13 protein-coding genes and 1 pseudogene are annotated in these 16,473 nt (G+C 70.9%); 6 read left to right on the forward strand and 8 right to left on the reverse strand.

Annotation, left to right across the window (positions count from 1 at the left end; translation table 11 throughout):
• Positions 1 to 95: 95 nt before the first annotated feature.
• Both ACIBK1_RS22245 and ACIBK1_RS22250 read right to left on the reverse strand, forming a co-directional pair.
• Complete coding sequence (locus ACIBK1_RS22245; protein ID WP_030506154.1) at positions 96 to 1,622, reverse strand: glycosyl hydrolase family 18 protein; 1,527 nt, start codon at positions 1,620 to 1,622, stop codon at positions 96 to 98.
• 168 nt (positions 1,623 to 1,790) lie between these two features.
• Complete coding sequence (locus tag ACIBK1_RS22250) at positions 1,791 to 2,171, reverse strand: MerR family transcriptional regulator (RefSeq protein ID WP_396737359.1); 381 nt, start codon at positions 2,169 to 2,171, stop codon at positions 1,791 to 1,793.
• A gap of 209 nt (positions 2,172 to 2,380) precedes the next feature.
• Here ACIBK1_RS22250 and ACIBK1_RS22255 point away from each other — a divergent pair, with 209 nt between their 5' ends.
• The 3 genes from ACIBK1_RS22255 to ACIBK1_RS22265 all read left to right on the forward strand — a co-directional run bounded on the left by ACIBK1_RS22255 (position 2,381) and on the right by ACIBK1_RS22265 (position 5,328).
• Complete coding sequence (locus ACIBK1_RS22255) at positions 2,381 to 3,322, forward strand: alpha/beta hydrolase family protein (RefSeq protein ID WP_396737362.1); 942 nt, start codon at positions 2,381 to 2,383, stop codon at positions 3,320 to 3,322.
• Positions 3,323 to 3,511: 189 nt separating this feature from the next.
• Positions 3,512 to 4,654, forward strand: a complete 1,143-nt coding sequence (locus tag ACIBK1_RS22260; protein WP_030506151.1) for a sensor histidine kinase — start codon at positions 3,512 to 3,514, stop codon at positions 4,652 to 4,654.
• Entirely contained in the window at positions 4,651 to 5,328 is a 678-nt protein-coding gene (locus ACIBK1_RS22265; RefSeq protein WP_030506150.1) for a response regulator, read from the forward strand. Before ACIBK1_RS22260 ends, ACIBK1_RS22265 begins: the two co-directional genes overlap by 4 nt.
• Positions 5,329 to 5,356: 28 nt before the next feature.
• Here ACIBK1_RS22265 and ACIBK1_RS22270 read toward each other — a convergent pair whose 3' ends face one another.
• On the reverse strand, positions 5,357 to 6,292 hold the full coding sequence (locus tag ACIBK1_RS22270) for a LysR family transcriptional regulator (protein WP_030506149.1): 936 nt from the start codon (positions 6,290 to 6,292) through the stop codon (positions 5,357 to 5,359).
• Positions 6,293 to 6,423: 131 nt separating this feature from the next.
• Here ACIBK1_RS22270 and ACIBK1_RS22275 point away from each other — a divergent pair.
• Positions 6,424 to 7,668: pseudogene (locus ACIBK1_RS22275) on the forward strand (MFS transporter); the annotation flags it as partial.
• Here ACIBK1_RS22275 and ACIBK1_RS22280 read toward each other — a convergent pair.
• Complete coding sequence (locus tag ACIBK1_RS22280; RefSeq protein WP_396737366.1) at positions 7,642 to 8,376, reverse strand: DUF2306 domain-containing protein; 735 nt, start codon at positions 8,374 to 8,376, stop codon at positions 7,642 to 7,644. The pseudogene ACIBK1_RS22275 and the gene ACIBK1_RS22280 sit on opposite strands and share 27 nt — an antisense overlap.
• Before the next feature lie 126 nt (positions 8,377 to 8,502).
• Here ACIBK1_RS22280 and ACIBK1_RS22285 point away from each other — a divergent pair, with 126 nt between their 5' ends.
• Positions 8,503 to 9,486: an NAD(P)-dependent alcohol dehydrogenase gene (locus ACIBK1_RS22285; RefSeq protein WP_030506147.1), complete on the forward strand. Its 984-nt coding sequence runs from the start codon at positions 8,503 to 8,505 to the stop codon at positions 9,484 to 9,486.
• An 8-nt stretch (positions 9,487 to 9,494) separates the two neighbouring features.
• Here ACIBK1_RS22285 and ACIBK1_RS22290 read toward each other — a convergent pair whose 3' ends face one another.
• Complete coding sequence (locus ACIBK1_RS22290; protein ID WP_396737369.1) at positions 9,495 to 10,124, reverse strand: hemerythrin domain-containing protein; 630 nt, start codon at positions 10,122 to 10,124, stop codon at positions 9,495 to 9,497.
• A 59-nt stretch (positions 10,125 to 10,183) separates the two neighbouring features.
• On the opposite strand from ACIBK1_RS22290, the gene ACIBK1_RS22295 reads away from it, so the two are divergent.
• A complete protein-coding gene (locus ACIBK1_RS22295; protein ID WP_396737372.1) occupies positions 10,184 to 10,798 on the forward strand; it encodes a TetR/AcrR family transcriptional regulator in 615 nt (204 codons plus the stop codon).
• 117 nt (positions 10,799 to 10,915) lie between these two features.
• Here ACIBK1_RS22295 and glgB read toward each other — a convergent pair whose 3' ends face one another.
• From glgB to treS, 3 genes are all read right to left on the reverse strand, one after another.
• Complete coding sequence (glgB, locus tag ACIBK1_RS22300; RefSeq protein WP_081903266.1) at positions 10,916 to 13,153, reverse strand: 1,4-alpha-glucan branching protein GlgB; 2,238 nt, start codon at positions 13,151 to 13,153, stop codon at positions 10,916 to 10,918.
• Positions 13,154 to 13,365: 212 nt separating this feature from the next.
• On the reverse strand, positions 13,366 to 14,718 hold the full coding sequence (locus tag ACIBK1_RS22305; protein ID WP_357314478.1) for a maltokinase N-terminal cap-like domain-containing protein: 1,353 nt from the start codon (positions 14,716 to 14,718) through the stop codon (positions 13,366 to 13,368).
• Positions 14,715 to 16,466: a maltose alpha-D-glucosyltransferase gene (gene treS / locus ACIBK1_RS22310; RefSeq protein ID WP_396737377.1), complete on the reverse strand. Its 1,752-nt coding sequence runs from the start codon at positions 16,464 to 16,466 to the stop codon at positions 14,715 to 14,717. The genes ACIBK1_RS22305 and treS overlap by 4 nt, the downstream gene beginning before the upstream one ends.
• Between the last annotated feature and the right edge of the window lie 7 nt (positions 16,467 to 16,473).

A 16,473-nucleotide genomic window follows, 5' to 3' on the forward strand; every position in this document is an offset into this window, starting at 1 on the left:
GTTTCGGCAGGGTGGTCGGACGATCAGGGCCCCCGCACGAGACGTGCGAGGGCCCGTATCGGTGCGAAGCGGTTACTCCAGTCCGGTGGGCCGCGTCACCTGAGGCCGCCGGCCATGGCCGTGATCAGCTCACCGTTGGAGGTGTCGCCGCTGAACTCCCAGAAGAACGCTCCGCCGAGACCCTGGTTCTTGGCGTAGGTCATCTTGCCGCCGATGGTGGCGGGGGTGTCGTAGCTCCACCAGTTCGAGCCGCACTTGGCGTAGGCGGTGCCGGCGACCGTGCCGGTGGCCGGGCAACTGGTCTTGAGGACCTTGTAGTCCTCGATGCCCGCCTCGTACGTGCCGGGCGCGGCGCCGGTGGCGGTGCCGCCGGGCGCGGCCTGGGTGACGCCGGTCCAGCCGCGGCCGTAGAAGCCGATGCCCAGCAGGAGCTTGCTCGCCGGGACGCCCTTGCTCTTGAGCTTCTGGATGGCCGCGTCGGAGTAGAACCCGGCCGTGGGGATGCCGGAGTAGGAGGTGAGCGGCGAATGCGGCGCCGTCGGGCCCTGCGCGGCCCAGGCGCCGAAGTAGTCGTAGGTCATCACGTTGTACCAGTCGACGTACTGCGCCGCGCCGCCGTAGTCGGCGGCGTCGATCTTGCCGCCGTTCGTGCCGTCCGCGGTGATCGCGGCGGTGACGAGGTAGCTGGGGCCGAACTTGGCCCGCAGGGCCGCCATCAGGTTCTTGAACGCCGCCGCACCGCTGGTGTCACAGCTCAGGCCGCAGGCGTTCGGGTACTCCCAGTCGATGTCGATGCCGTCGAACACGTCGGCCCAGCGCGGGTCCTTCAGCAGGTTGTAACAGGAGTTCGCGAACGCGGCGGGGTTGGCCGCCGCCTGCCCGAAGCCGCCCGACCAGGTCCACCCGCCGAAGGAGTAGAGGACCTTGATGTTCGGGTACATCGCCTTGAGCTTGCGCAGCTGGTTGAACGCGCCGCGCAGCGCGTTGGGGTTGTCCCAGGTGTCGGCCTTGCCGTCCACGCTGTTGGCCGCGGTGTAGGCCATGTCGTAGTCGGCGTAGGAGTCGCCGATCGCGCACTGGCCGTTGGTCACGTTGCCGAAGGCGTAGTTGATGTGGGTGAGCTTGGCGGCCGAGCCGCTGCTCACGATGTTCTTCACGAAGTACTGCCGGCCGTAGACGCCCCAGTCGGCGAAGTAGCCCAGCACCTTCTTGCCGCCGGGCGGCGGAGGCGTGCTCGGGCTCGCCGAGGGCGATGCGGAGGGCGACGCCGAGGGGGACGCGGACGGCGAGGCCGAGGGCGAGGCGGACGGGCTGGGGCTCGGGCTCTTGCTCGGGCTGGCCGAGGGGGAGCTGCCCGACAGGAGCCTCCACAGGGCCGGGACGTTCGGCGGCTCCCACCCGGTCAGGGACGTGTGCGCCTGGATGGCCTCGTAGTCCTTGCCGGAGTACGTGACCCGGGCGCCTACGGCGTACCAGGTGTTGGGAGCCCAGGCCGTGTACGCCAGGACGGCCGACTGGCTCTGGGGGGCGGTGGTGGAGGTGGCGGCGGTCGCGGTCCCGATCGCGAGCGGCACGAGTAACGCCGCGCCGGCGATCACGGACCCGAGGAGGATCTTTCGCAACGGAGCTCCTGCTCTTGGGGGGTAAAGGACAGGAAAGTTTCCTATTAGTTAGGAGAGTAAGCGCAGACAGGGAGGGGGTCAACGCCCTCGTCGCCCTCTAAGTGTCGTTTAAGCCTGCGCTAAGGTCGGAGCGCCGTCTTGGGTGAAATCCGGCCCGCCCTGGCCGGGCTAGGCGGTGGTCTCCTGCCTGCAGGAAGCGCCGGTGACCATGTTGCTGCCGGCGGCGGTGATGACGGAGTCGAGCCGCTCCCGGGCGTGCATGAGATCGGTGATGCGCCGGTCGACATGCTCGCGCTCCGCCGCCAGCCGCTTGAGCAGGGCGGGAGTGGCGCGGCCGTCGATGACGCACGGCATGAGCTCGACGATTGTCTTGCTGGACAGCCCGGCGGCATACAACTGCTGGATCAGCCGGACCCGGTCGACCGCGCTCTCGGGATAGTGGCGCTGGCCGCTGGGGCTGCGCTCGGCGCTGAGCAGATTCTGCTCCTCGTAGTAACGCAGGGCCCGGACGCTGACGCCGGTCCGGGCTGCGAGCTCTCCGACGCGCATCTCGTCTCCTGGTGACATCCATCACGTGACTTGCCTCTGACGTCAACGTCAGCTTTTAGCGTAACCGGCGTACGCCTCCGCGGGGGACCTTCTCCTGGCCGGCCTCCCGGCGCACAAGGGCGTGAGCGAGAGGGGCGCCTCGAACGCGTCCTCCACGAGAAGACAGCCCGACCTCACCCATCCGCACGACACCTGAAAGAAGCACACGCATGACCACGTACAAGACGACCGGCCTCACCGGCCCCGCGTCCACCCCGACCGTATCGGTGAAACCGGTCGTGCTGCCCGCGCCGCGGCGCGGCGAGGACCTGCGCGTACGCGTCTCCGCACCGGTCGTCGGCACTGAGCTGCCGATCGTGCTGTTCGCACACGGATTCGGCTCGAACCTGGACGGCTACGCCCCTCTGGTCGACCACTGGGCCTCCCACGGCTTCGTGGTGATCCAGGCCACTCACCTCGACTCCAGGCGCCTCGACATCGCCGCGGACGATCCCCGCAAGCCCGACGTGTGGCGCTACCGCGTGCAGGACATGAAGCGGATCCTCGACGAACTCGACATTCTGGAGGCATCCGTGCCCGGCCTGGCCGGCCGGGTGGACCGCAGTCGAATCGTCGCGGCCGGACACTCCTTCGGTGGCCAGACCGCGGGCATCCTCGTGGGTCTGCGCGTCACGGACCCCAGGACCGGAACCGCGCAGGACATGTCCGACCCCCGGGTCATGGCCAGCATCCAGCTGGCCACAGCCGGCAAGGGCGGCGACGAACTGACCCCCTTCGCCCACGAGAGCGCTCCCTGGCTGCGCGACCAGGACTTCTCCCATATCACCGCGCCCGGACTCGTCGTCGCCGGCGACAAGGACGAGCTTCCGCTCTCCACCCGGGGACCGTCCTGGACGACCGACCCCTACACCCTCAGCCGGGGCGGCAAGAGCCTGCTGACGGTCTACGGCGGCCGGCACTCCCTCGGCGGCATCTCCGGCTACGAGGCGGCGGAGACCACCGACGAAGATCCCGGCCGAGTCGCCCTCGTCCAGCAGGTCACCCTCGCCTACCTGCGCCACGTCACGGGCATCGACCACGCCGACTGGGAAAGGGCGCAGGCCGCCCTCGCCGGTGACTCCCACCCGCTGGGACGACTGGAATCGAAGTAACCACCCGCGCCGAACCCGGCTTCCACACCCACCTGCGGAGCGGAAGCCGTGCTCGGTGCCGAGGGGCGGGCAGGCAAAGCCGTGAGAACGGCTGCGCGAGCGAGGTCAGGCCAGGCGAGCCGGCCGGGCGACAGGACAGTCTCCACACGGGGGCGGCGCGGCGGGCGCCGGCTCTCGTACCATGATTCGGTGCACGGCTTCGTCCGCTCCGTGTGGTCCGAGCCCCGTCCCCCCGATCCACCCGTACGCGTGTGGCGGGACTGGGCGCTCGTCGGGGTGCTCGTGCCGCTCGCGGTGCTCGAAGGCGTGCTGCGGCCGGACCTTCCGTGGCGGCTCTTCGAGGTCGCCGTCACCGCCGGGCTGGTCCCCATCCTGCTGTGGCGGCGGACCCGGCCGCTGGCGATGCTCGCGATCTGCTTCGTCGCGACGGATGTGATCCCGGTCCTCGTGACCGGCGCGACCCTCGACATGTACACGCTGGGATACATGCTGATCCTGCCGTACGCCATGTTCCGGTGGGGATCGGGCAGGGAGATCGCGGCCGGCCTGGGGCTCATGCTGGCCGCCGCCGGTCTGTCCGTGCTCGTCAACCACGGCGCTCTGCCCGACGTGGTCGGGCCGTTCGCCGTCATGCTCGCGACCACCAGCCTGGGCGGCGCGTTCCGCTATCGGGCCGGGGCGCGGATGCGCGAGCTCGACCAGGTCAAGCTGCTGATGCGCGAGCAGCTCGCCCGCGACCTGCACGACACCGTCGCACACCACGTCTCCGCCATGGCCATCCGCGCACAGGCCGGGCTCGCCACGGCGGCGTCGCGTCCGGACGCCGCGGCCGACGCGCTCCGCGTGATCGAGGCCGAGGCGGCGCGGGCCCTCGACGAGATGCGCGCCATCGTCCGCGTCCTGCGCCGGGACCGGCCGGCGGAGCTGACCCCCGGCCGGCGCATCGCCGAACTCGAACGACTCGCCAGCCGGGGCGGCTCCCACCACCCGGCGGTCGAGGTGGAGATAGCGGGTGACCTGGACGGCCTGTCGCCGTCGGTCGAGTCCGCCGTCTACCGCATCGCCCAGGAGGCGGTGACCAACGCCGTACGGCACGCGCGCCGCGCCACCCGGGTCGAGGTGCGCGTCGCGGCGGACGAGACGGCGGTGCGCCTGTGCGTGCGCGACGACGGCGACGGGGGCTCCGGCCGTCAGGCCGTGCCGCCGGGATACGGGATCATCGGCATGGGCGAGCGGGCGAACCTGCTCGGCGGCACGTGCGTGGCCGGCCCGGACCACGATGGGGGGTGGACGGTGACCGCGGTGCTTCCCCGGGCCGGGGCCGCGACATGAGCGAGCGAGCCGATGGGCACGGCGTCCGGGTGCTGATCGCCGACGACCAGGAGATCGTCCGCACCGGGCTCTCGATGATCCTCGACGCCCAGCCGGACATCGAGGTCGTCGGCACGGCCCCCGACGGGCGGCGGGCCGTCGAGCTCGCGCGACGGCTGCGCCCCGACGTGTGCCTGTTCGACATCCGCATGCCGGGGACCGACGGCATCGAGGCGACCCGGTCCCTCGCCGGGCCGGACGTCGCCGACCCCCTCGCCGTCGTCGTGATCACCACGTTCGACCTCGACGAGTACGTCTACGCCGCGCTGAGAGCGGGGGCCCGGGGGTTCCTGCTGAAGAACGCGGGCGCCGACATGCTCGCGCAGGCCGTGCACGCCGCCGCCGGCGGCGACGCGCTGATCGCCCCCAGCGTCACCGCGCGGCTGCTCGGGACCTTCGCCCGCACGGGTCCCGCCGCCTCACCCGCGCAGCCTATCGAGGCGCTCACCTACCGGGAGGAGGAGATCCTCGCCGCGGTGGCGCGCGGCCGGACCAACGGCGAGATCTCCACCGAGCTGCACATCTCGCTCAGCACGGTCAAGACGCACGTCGCCAGCCTGATGGCCAAGCTCGGCGCCCGCAACCGCGTGGAGATCGCCATCTGGGCCTACGAGACCGGCCGCGTCAGGAGCTGACCGGGGGCCGGGCTCGGGACGGCGGCGTTCAGCGGGGGATCGCCCACCGCGGCGTCCAGGTCCCAGCCGCGTCGCGGCCCGTCGTGGCGGCGGCGAGATGGGCGCGGAGGGTGGCCAGCGCGGGGTGGGGGTCGTCGCGGCGCCACAGGAGCGAGTGCGGATAGACGGGCACGGGGTCGGTCACCGGGATCCGGCGCAGGTCGTATCCGGCGGGCCAGACGAGGCGGGTGTGCCCGCCCATGAAGGTGGCCAGGGCCGGGGTGTCGGCGATGGTGTCGAGGAGCGCGTCGGAGCCGAAGTTGGGGCCGGTCGCCTCGATCGTGAGGCCGAACTCGGCGACGAGGTCGTCGTAATAGGTGGCCCACTCGGTGCCGGGGACGATGCCGGGCATCCAGATGCGGTGCCCGGCGAGCCGGGCGACCGTCACCGACCGGGCGCCCGCCAGCGCGTGGTCGGGGCCGGTGAGGAGCTGGAGCGGCTCGTCGAGCACCCGGGCGGCCTCGATGTCCTCGGGCAGGGGCCGGCCGGGCATGGCGACGGCGCGGAAGGACGCGTCGATGGCGCCGGACCGGATGGCGGCGACGGCCTTCTCGATGTCGAACAGCATCACCACGTCGAGGTCGATGTCGGGGTGCGCGCGGTGGAAGCCGCGCATCAGGCCCGAGGCCGCGCTGCGCGAGGCGATCATGTCGACGCGCAGCGGGCGGCGGCCGGTGCGCACGGACGCGACCGCGCGCTCCGCGCCGCGCAGCAGCTCACGGGCATGGGGCAGGAACGCCTGCCCGTCGATGGTGAGCTCGGCGCCGCGCGGCGTGCGGGTGAACAGCCGCACGCCGAGGTCGCGCTCCAGCGCGGCGATGCGCTTGGAGACGGCCTGCTGGGTGACCGCCAGGTCGGCGGCGGCCTCCTGGAACTGCCCCGCGTCGGCGGCGGCGACGAAGGTCCGGACGGTCTCGATGTCCATGCGGACACCCTAGGGATACAACCGCCGGTTGTGGCCTGGTGGCTTTGCCGTTGTTTGATCCCCGGTCATGGTGCTCGATTTGATGCTTCCGGTCGCGGATCGGTTGTGCGGGTGAGTGACGGGGGTCGGACATGCGGAACGGGCACCGGCTGGGGCGGCGGTTCGGGTGGCTCTGGGCAGCGTACGGGACCAGCGCGCTCGGCACCTGGCTCGCCTTCGGCGCGTTCCCGCTGATCGCGATCCAGGTGCTGCACGCCGGCCCGGCAGAGGTCGCGGCGCTGTCGTCCGTCGGGGCGGCGGTGGGCGCGGCCGTGGCGGTGCCGCTGGGCCCGTGGGTGGAGTTCCGCCGAAAGCGGCCGGTGCTGATCGGGATGGACCTGGCGCGGTTCGCGGCGCTGCTGACGATCCCCGCCGCGTTCGCGCTCGGCGTGCTCTCCTTCGTCCAGCTCCTGCTGGTCTCGGTCGTCGCCGCCGCGGCCGACATCACCTTCCGCGCCGCCTCCGGCGCGTACCTGAAGACGCTGGTGCCGGCCGAGGACCTGCTCGTCGCCAACGCCCGGTTCGAGTCCACGGCCTGGACGACCACGATCATCGGACCTCCGCTGGGCGGTGCCCTGATCGGGCTCCTCGGCCCGGTGGCGACGGTGGTGGCCGACGCGGTCAGCTACCTGCTCTCGGCCCTGGGCATCCGGGCGACGGGCGGCGGGGAGCCGCGGCCCGAGCACCGGGAGGCCACGCGCCCGCGGGCCGGGGACCTGCTCGACGGGTGGCGGTACATCCTCGCCGATCCGGCGCTGCGGCCCCTGTTCTTCAACACCGCCGTTTTCAACGGCCTGGTGATGGCCACAAGCCCGCTGCTGGCCGTCCTGATGCTCGGCCCGCTCGGGTTCGCGCCGTGGCAGTACGGCCTCGCCTTCGCCGCGCCCTCGATCGGCGGGCTGCTGGGTGCGCGGCTGGCCCGGCCGCTCGTCACCCGGTTCGGGCAGCACCGGGTCCTGGTCGTGTCCGGGGTGCTGCGCGCGCTCTGGCCCGTCGGCCTGGCCTTCGTGGGAGCGGGCACCGGAGGGCTGCTGCTGGTGATGGGCGTCGAGCTCGGGCTCATCTTCTGCTGCGGGGTCTTCAATCCCGTCTACGCCACCTACCGCCTCGATCGCACCGCGACCGGCCGGGTCACCCGCACGCTGTCCGCCTGGGCCGTGACGACCAAGGCCTCGACCGCGCTCCTGACGGCGGTCTGGGGCGTGCTGGGCGGCCTGCTCGGCCCGCGTACGGCCATCGGCCTGGCCGGCGTGCTCCTGCTGGCGACCCCGCTGCTGCTTCCCCGGCGCGCCGCGGCGAGTATGAGCCGCCTACCTCGGTCTGCGGGACGGAGCCGGGAGCCGGGGGCCTCTGCGGACGGCCCACTCGGCGACGACGAGGTTGATCACCCATCCGGCGCCCATCAGCAGCGCCCGGGGGAGCGGGCCGGGCTCGCCGGCCAGCGCCATCCAGGGACCGACGGTCAGCAACTGGGTGCCCGCTCCCATGCCGATCGCGTAGCCCCGCGTCATCCACGCGCGGTGACGGGCGACGTTCCGGCGCCGGATCGCCGCGAAGCCGAGGACGAGAGAAACGATCATGAGGGTGCCGAACACCAGTCGCAGGCCCACGAGGAGGGCGCTGTCGTTCTGCAACGGGGGATAGAACAGCGTCATCCACAGACCTGAGAACGCGCTGACGAGCCCGGACGGAACCACGAGCCGGCCGGCGGCGCGGTGCCAGGCGGGCCTGCGCCGGCGCAGTCCGTGGGCGAACTGGAGGGCCCCCAGGACGCTGAAGAGGGTGACGGAGACGATGTGCGCGACGACGGGCGCGGGCGTCGCGAAATAGCGGACGCTGTCGTGGGTGATCGGCCCGCCGCCGGCCAGTTGCCCCAGCCGGGTGGAACCGGCGATCGCCGGGACGGCGCTGAGCGCGATCAGCGCGGCGGGCACGAGCCATCCCGCCCTGCGATTCCCGCCTGCTGCGGTGCTCCGGGCGAGTGCGGGCCGTTCCATCGATTCGGTCATGCGCCGATCGTGGTCCGCGAGGGGGCTGCGGTTCATCGGCGCAACGGCCTGATCTGTGCCGTCCGATCGGCCGCCGATCGGGCGTACTTTCGGCTGATACGCCCTGCGCGCGCCGCTTCTTACGCTGGCACTCCCCACCGCCGAGGTGATGAGGAGAATCCCATGAAGGCCTACGTCCTGCGCTCGTACGGTCCCCCCGACGTCCTGGAGCTCACCGACGTCGGCACGCCCGTGCCCGGCCCCGGTGAGGTGCTGGTCCGGGTGCGCGCCACCTCCGTCCAGCCGTACGACTGGCACCACATGCGAGGCGAGCCGTACGCCGCGCGCCTGATGGGCGGCACGCTCGGCCCGCGCGGGCCGCGAATCGGCATCCTGGGCGCCGACGTGGCGGGACAGGTCGAGGCGGTCGGCGCCGGCGTCACGGGGTTCCGCCCGGGCGACGAGGTGTTCGCGCTGCTCACCCAGGGCGGCTTCGCCGAGTACGTGTGCGTGCCGGAGAGCGCGCTGGCCCGCAAGCCGGAGACCCTGTCGTTCGAGCAGGCGGCCGCGGTGCCGCTGGCGGCCGTCACCGCGCTGATGGCACTCGACCAGGGAGGGGTTCAGGCGGGCCACGCCGTTCTCGTGAACGGGGCCTCGGGCGGCGTCGGGACGTTCGCCGTGCAGCTCGCCAAGGCGTTCGGCGCCGAGGTCACCGGCGTGTGCAGCGGGCGGAACGCCGAGCTGGTGCGGTCGATCGGCGCGGACGAGGTCGTCGACTACACGAAGGAGGACTTCACCCGGCGCGGGCCGCGCCACGACGTGCTGCTCGACATCGCGGGCACCCGCTCGCTGCGGGCCTGCGCGCGGGTGCTGAAGCCCCGGGGGACGCACGTCGTCGTCGGCGGGCCGGCCGGACGGTGGCTGCAACCCGTCGGCCACACTCTCGCGACGCTCGCGGTGTCGCCGTTCGTGTCCCAGCGCGTGGTCATGACCCAGGTGATCGGCGCCCGGAACATCCGGGGCGACCTGATGCGGCTGACCGAACTCATCGAGGACGGCAAGGTCACCCCGGTGGTCCACCGCAGCTACCCGTTCGGCGAGATCCCGGCGGCCATCGCGTACGTGGAGCAGGGGCACGCCCCCGGAAAGGTCGTCGTCACGGTATGAGCCGCCCGTCACTTCGCGGGGGCGAGGGCGGCGAAGGTCTCCTTCGCCGCAAGGCGCATCTGCGGCACGAACTGCTGGAGCGGCTCGGGCAGCCGGGACAACAGGATCTCGACCTCCTCCGCGGTGCCGACCTGGTCAAGGAAGCCGACCATGAGGTGGGCGCCGACGGGCGGCGTGGTGGCGATCACCTGCTCGGAGAACGCGTCCCACGTCTCGGGGGACAGCTCGCGCAGCGCCGGGAACAGGAGGGGCTCCTCATGGGCGAGGTGGCGATCAACGATGTCACGCACCGCGATCGCGGCCTTCGCCAGGGCGTCCCGGCCGGCGCCGTCCTCGACCGGCATGGAACCGAGGGCGTCGAGGGCCGCGTCGAGCTCCTCGTGCTCGGTGCTGAGCGCGGCCAGTCCCTCGGCGCGCTCCGAGGAGGCGGCGATGAGCAGGGGCCACAGCTCCCGGTCCTCGCTCTCGTGGTGGTGGTGCAGGTTGGCCACCAGGAAGTCGCGCAGCTCGGTGAGGGCCGCGCCGGGGACCGAGGGCCGCTTCGCGGCGTCGGCCAACAGTGCCGAGGCGGCGCGGTGGGTGTCGTGGGCGAGGCGGGTTTCGATGACCGCTACGGGCTCGATAGTTGAATTTTGCACGAGCGGCACACTATTGATTAGAGACATATCTAGTCAACAGACACTTCTACTATTGCCGGGTGAACAGGTATCACTCTCCGCGTCGCGCCGACGCCGCCGCCGACACCCGCCGTGCCATCATCGGCGCCGCCCGCGACCTCTTCACCGCGCACGGGTACACCGCCGTTACGGTGTCGCAGATCGCCAAAGCGGCGCAGGTGGCGGTGCAGACGGTGTACAGCAGCGCGGGCGGCAAGGCGGCCATCCTGGCGGAGATCCTGGCCCCGGCGGTACACGACCGGCGCGTTGCCGAGACCCTCAAGGCGGCGGTCGCGGCGACGGATCCCCGTGAGATCGTCGACATCACCGCGGCCGGCACCCGCGCCACCCACGAACGGCACTGGGACGTCCTGTTCCGGCTGCTCCACGGCGGTCTGGGAGAGGCGTCCGGCGTCGAGGTGACCGAGGAGGCCAACGGCGAATATCTGAACGCCCTCGCCGTGGTGGCCGACCGGCTGGTGACGCTGGGCGCTCTCCGTCCTGAACTGGACCGCGCCTCGGCCCTCGACGTCCTCTGGTTCTACCTGGGGCAGCGCTCCTGGTTCCTTCTCGTCGGCGAACGCGGCTGGGACTTCGAACGCGCGGAGAGATGGCTCGCCGCCTCGGCCAAGGAGGCGCTGCTGAAAGAGCCGTGAGCCTCACCTCCGGCCGCGCGAACGGCCGCTCGGCCCGCGCGGGCCGCGAATCGGCGGTGGTCGGCACGGCCTGACCGGCCTTTCCCGGGCCCGCCTCGTCCGCTTCGGCCGAGCGCGTCAGAGCTCGGCGACCAGGCCCTCGGGCTCGATGTCCGTTCGCTCGGTGTCCGCCGCCTCGGTGGCCGTCTCCTCCATCTCCGGGCTCACGGCCGTCGGGCTCTCCACCGGGCGCAGCCACACGACGCCGAGCGGCGGCAGGCTCAGCCGGGTCGAGCAGGGCAGCCCGTGCCACGGCGCCTCCACCGACTCGACCGCGCCCATGTTGCCGACGCCGCTCCCGGCGTACTCGTACGCGTCGGTGTTGAGGATCTCCTCCCACCGCCCGGGAGTGGGCAGGCCGAGGTGGTAGTCCTCGTGCGGGCTGCCGGAGAAGTTGGCGACGCAGGCCAGCACCGAGCCGTCCGCGCCATAGCGCAGGAACGACAGCACGTTGCCCGAGGCGTCGTCGGCGTCGATCCAGCGGAAGCCCTCGTGGGTGTTGTCGCGCGAGTACAGCGCGGGCGACTCCCGGTAGACGCGGTTCAGGTCCTTAACCAGGCGGCGTACGCCCTGGTGGTAGTCGAAGTCCAGCACCCACCAGTCGAGGCCGTTCGCCTCCGACCACTCGGCCCCCTGGCCGAACTCGCCGCCCATGAACAGCAACTGCTTGCCGGGGTGGGCCCACATGAAGCCGTACAGCGCGCGGAGGTTGGCGAAGCGCTGCCACTCGTCCCCGGGCATCTTGCCCAGCAGCGACCCCTTGAGGTGGACGACCTCGTCGTGCGACAGCGGCAGTACGAAGTTCTCCGAGAAGGCGTACATCAGGGAGAACGTCATCTGGTGGTGGTGATACTGCCGGTAGATCGGCTCGCGGGACATGTAGCTGAGCGAGTCGTGCATCCAGCCCATGTTCCACTTGAAGCCGAAGCCGAGTCCGCCGAGGTGGACGGGCCGCGACACGCCGGGCCAGGCGGTCGACTCCTCCGCGATCGTCACGATTCCCGGTTCCTCGCGGTAGACGACGGCGTTCATCTCCTTGAGGAACTCGATCGCGTCGAGGTTCTCCCTGCCGCCGTACTCGTTGGGCGTCCACTCGCCCTCGCGCCGCGAGTAGTCGAGGTAGAGCATCGAGGCCACGGCGTCCACCCGCAGGCCGTCGACGTGGAACTCCTTGAGCCAGTAGAGCGCGTTGGCCACGAGGAAGTTGCGCACCTCGTTGCGGCCGAAGTCGAAGACGTACGTGCCCCAGTCGGGGTGGGTGCCGCGGGCGGGGTCGGCGTGCTCGTAGAGCGGCGTGCCGTCGAAGCGGGCCAGCGCCCACTCGTCCATCGGGAAGTGGGCGGGGACCCAGTCCACGATCACGCCGATGCCGGCCCGGTGCAGCTCGTCGACCAGGTGGCGGAAGTCGTCGGGGGAGCCGAATCGCGAGGTCGGGGCGTAGTAGGAGGTCACCTGGTAGCCCCACGAGCCGCCGAAGGGGTGCTCGGCGACCGGCAGGAACTCCACGTGGGTGAAGCCCATGTCCGTGACGTACGCGACCAGCTCGCGGGCGAGGTCGCGGTAGGACAAGCCGGGCCGCCAGGAGCCCAGGTGCACCTCGTAGGTGCTCATCGGCTCGGCGAGGGCGTCGTGCGACGGCCGGGCCGTCATCCACTCCTCGTCGCGCCACTCGTAGGCGGACCTCTCGACGATGCTGGCCGTCGCCGGGGGCACCTCGGTGCGGCGGGCCATCGGGTCGGCCTTCTCCCGCCAGATCCCGTCGAGGCCGAGGATCTGGAACTTGTAGCGCGTGCCCTCGCCGATCTCCGGGAGGAACAGCTCCCACACGCCCGACCGGCCGAGCGAGCGCATGGGGTGGGCGGCGCCGTTCCAGTGGTTGAAGTCGCCGATCACCCGCACGCCCTGGGCGTTGGGCGCCCAGACCGAGAAGGCCGTCCCGTCCACGTCCTCGTGACGTATCACGCGCGCCCCGAGCACCTCCCACAGCCGCTCGTGCCGGCCCTCACCGATCAGGTGGAGGTCCAGCTCGCCCAGCGTCGGCCAGTGCCGGTAGGGGTCGTCCGTCTCGTACGGCGGGGCGTCGGGATAGGTGATGCGCAGGTGATAGTCGGGGACCTTGTCGACGCCGGGCAGCGTCACCTCGAACACCCCGAACGCGAGATGGCTCATCGCGTGCGCCGACCCGTCGGCCAGCACCTCGACCCTCTCCGCGAAGGGGCGCAGGGCCCTGATCGTGACGCCGTCGGGCCCGGGATGGGCCCCCAAGATGGAGTGGGGGTCGTGATGCGCGCCACCCGCCAGCCGGTCCAAGTCCATGTCGCCCAACCTGCCCTAAAGGTCGTGTTTCAAAAGCCATGTCCTGCTGCGCGTGGCCCAGATGGCGCCTCGCTGCGTTGTCGTCGTCGCCCGTAGCCTCCGGCTACGAGCTTCTCCTCCGCCTTGCGATGCATCCATCTGGATCCCCGCTCGCGACGGACAGCACTTTTTCAACACTCCCGAGATATATCCCTCCGAACACCCCGATCTTGTCAGCGAAAAGCCGCGAGCGGGATGGGCAGCCACGAGGGGCGGTTGCGCGCCTCGTAGACCACCTCGTAGACCGCCTTGCTCAGTTCGAGCGCGCGCAGCAGCACCGCGTCGTCGCCGCGAATGCGCCCGCCGCCCTCGGAGTAGCCGGCAAGGAACGCGGCCCGGTTGCGCTCGGACCACTCCCTGGCCCGGCCCTCCAGCGCGGCGGCGTTGGGATGCCCGGCCAGCAGGTGCCGTGCGGCGTACTCGAAGGAGCGCAGCATGCCCGCCACGTCGCGCAGCGGCGAGTCGAGCGCCCGCCGTTCGGCCAGCGGCTGACCCGGCTCGCCCTCGAAGTCGAGCACCACCCAGTCGGTCATCGTGCGCATGACCTGGCCGAGGTGGTAGTCGCCGTGCACGCGCTGCACCGGGATCTCGTGACCGAGGTCGGCCAGCCGGTCGAACGCCTCGGCGGCCACGTCGGCGTGCTCGCCGAGGCGCGGCACCTCGGAGACCGCCTTGTCCAGGCGGCGGCGGAACCGCTCGGTCATCCGCTTGATCTCGGGCGGCTCGATCGTCCCCGTGGGGAAGGCCCGTGCGAGCTCCCGGTGCACCTGTGCGGTGGCCACTCCGAGCCGCTGCGCCTCGGCGGCGAAGTCGCCTCCGGCGTCCTCCGCCGGCATGCCCTCCGGGCACGCGTAGAGGTCGCGCACGCTGGTCAGCGCCATCGACCAGCCCTCGTTGGCGTTCTGCAGGTACTCCTGCATGATCGCCAAGGTGGTGGGCTCGCCCTGGAGCTCGGTCTCGATCCAGCCGTACGGCTTGGCCACGTGGGCCGAGCCCGCGTCCGCCAGCGCCGTGATGATCTCCAGCTCGGGGTTGACCCCCGGGTTGAGCTGGCGGAACAGCTTGAAAATGTACGTGTCGCCGTACACCAGCGAGGTGTTCGACTGCTCGGCGGTCAGCACGAGGCTGCGTTGCGAGGTGTCGATCTCCACCCCGTGCGCGGGATGGAAGCCGAGGCCGTCGAACCGGCGGTCGGCGGCCATCCCCTCCAGCAGATGCCCCGTCAGGGCGGAGTCGTGCAGCGCGTCGTACACCTCGACCTCGCGGCCGTCGTCGCGGCGCCAGGTGCCGATCCGGACGTGCCCGAGCCGGTCGGGCAGGTGCTCGCGCAGCCCGACCGGGATCTGGTAGCGCGTGCGGCGCTCCCCCTGCCGCACACATGCGATCAGATGGAGCAACGCCGGGTCGCCGGAGGCGATCTCGATCTCGGAGTCGATGGACAGGTCGTCGATGGCGCGCCCCTTGCCGGCGAACCACCGTTGTCCGGTGATCCAGCCGGCCAGGAGTCCCTGAAGTGAAGTCGTCACTCCTCCTTCGTGCCGGCCGTCCTCTGCGTGACGGGCAGTGTGAACCAATAGAACCCATGCCCGGGGAGCGTCAAAAGATACGGAAGCTCGCCGATCGGAGGGAAGGGAACTCCGCCCATGCACTCGACCGGCGTGGATCCCTCGAACCTGCGCAGGTCGAGCTCGACCGGCTGAGGGAAGCGCGACAGGTTGTTGACGCACAGGACCCGGTCGTCGCCCAGCTCGCGCACGAACGCGAGCACGCTCGGGTTGGACGAGTTGAGCTCGGTGAACTCGCCGAGGCCGAACACCGGGTGACGCTTGCGGATCTCGATCATCCGCTTGGTGAAGTGGAGCAGCGAGCTGGCGCTCTTCTGCTGCGCCTCGACGTTGATCGCCTGGTATCCGTAGATCGGGTCCATGATCACCGGCAGGTAGAGCCGGCCGGGGTCGCAGCTGGAGAAGCCCGCGTTGCGGTCGGGCGTCCACTGCATGGGCGTGCGGACGCCGTCCCGGTCGCCGAGCCAGATGTTGTCGCCCATGCCGATCTCGTCGCCGTAGTACATGACCGGCGAGCCGGGCAGGCTGAGCAGCAGCGCGGTGAACAGCTCGATCTGGTTGCGGTCGTTGTCCAGCAGCGTCGCCAGCCGGCGGCGGATGCCGACGTTGGCCCGCATGCGGGGGTCCTTGGCGTACTCGGAGTACATGTAGTCGCGCTCTTCGTCGGTGACCATCTCGAGCGTGAGCTCGTCGTGGTTGCGCAGGAAGATGCCCCACTGGCAGTTCTCGGGAATCTTCGGCGTCTGGGCCAGGATCTCCGAGATCGGGTAGCGCGACTCCCGCCGCACCGCCATGAAGATGCGCGGCATCAGAGGGAAGTGGAAGGCCATGTGGCACTCGTCGCCGCCGGTGACCGGGTCGCCGAAATACTCCACCACGTCGGCGGGCCACTGGTTGGCCTCGGCCAGCAGCACCCGGTCGGGGTAGAGGCGGTCCACCTCGGCCCGCACCCGCTTCAGGTACGCGTGGGTCGCGGGCAGGTTCTCGCAGTTGGTGTCCTCCTGCTCGAACAGGTAGGGGATCGCGTCGAGCCGGAACCCGTCGATGCCCAGGTCGAGCCAGAAGCGGATGACCTCCAGCATCGCGTCCTGCACGTCCGGGTTCTCGAAGTTGAGGTCCGGCTGGTGGTGGAAGAACCGGTGCCAGTAGTACTGCCCGCGGACCGGGTCGAAGGTCCAGTTGGACGCCTCGGTGTCGATGAAGATGATCCGGGCGTCCTTGTACTGCTCGTCGGTGTCGCTCCAGACGTAGAAGTCGCCGTACGGCCCCTCGGGGTCGTTGCGGGACGCCTGGAACCACGGGTGCTGGTCGCTGGTGTGGTTCATGACCAGGTCGGCGATGACCCGGATGCCTCGCTTGTGGGCTTCGTCCACAAGCCTGATGAAGTCTCCCAGATCACCGAAGTCCGGGAGGATCTTCATGTAGTCCGAGATGTCGTACCCGCCGTCCTTGAGGGGGGACTCGTACAGCGGGAGCAGCCAAAGACAGTCGATGCCGAGCCACTGGAGATAGTCCAGCTTCTCGATGAGGCCACGGATGTCGCCGGTGCCGTCGCCGTTCGAGTCGGCGAAGCCCCGGATCAGCACCTCGTAGAAGACAGCCCGCTTGTACCAGTACTTGTCCCGTGGCTCCTCCTCGGTGAAGGTGTTGGGGACCGGTTGCGTGTGGCTGGGCTGGGTGTGACTGGGCTGAGGTGTCGTCGAGCTCACCTTTTGA

Origin of the sequence: Microbispora rosea (genome assembly GCF_044460045.1) — a bacterium.
In the GTDB taxonomy this organism is placed as follows: Bacteria; Actinomycetota; Actinomycetes; order Streptosporangiales; family Streptosporangiaceae; genus Microbispora; species Microbispora rosea.

What these genes read in the sequence shown, in the direction of transcription:
- ACIBK1_RS22255 (WP_396737362.1), top strand. Translation starts at nt 2,381, where the DNA reads ATGACCACGTACAAGACGACCGGCCTCACCGGCCCCGCGTCCACCCCG.
- glgB (WP_081903266.1), bottom strand. Translation starts at nt 13,153, where the DNA reads ATGGACTTGGACCGGCTGGCGGGTGGCGCGCATCACGACCCCCACTCC.
- ACIBK1_RS22250 (WP_396737359.1), bottom strand. Translation starts at nt 2,171, where the DNA reads ATGCGCGTCGGAGAGCTCGCAGCCCGGACCGGCGTCAGCGTCCGGGCC.
- ACIBK1_RS22265 (WP_030506150.1), top strand. Translation starts at nt 4,651, where the DNA reads ATGAGCGAGCGAGCCGATGGGCACGGCGTCCGGGTGCTGATCGCCGAC.
- ACIBK1_RS22280 (WP_396737366.1), bottom strand. Translation starts at nt 8,376, where the DNA reads ATGAACCGCAGCCCCCTCGCGGACCACGATCGGCGCATGACCGAATCG.
- ACIBK1_RS22285 (WP_030506147.1), top strand. Translation starts at nt 8,503, where the DNA reads ATGAAGGCCTACGTCCTGCGCTCGTACGGTCCCCCCGACGTCCTGGAG.
- ACIBK1_RS22270 (WP_030506149.1), bottom strand. Translation starts at nt 6,292, where the DNA reads ATGGACATCGAGACCGTCCGGACCTTCGTCGCCGCCGCCGACGCGGGG.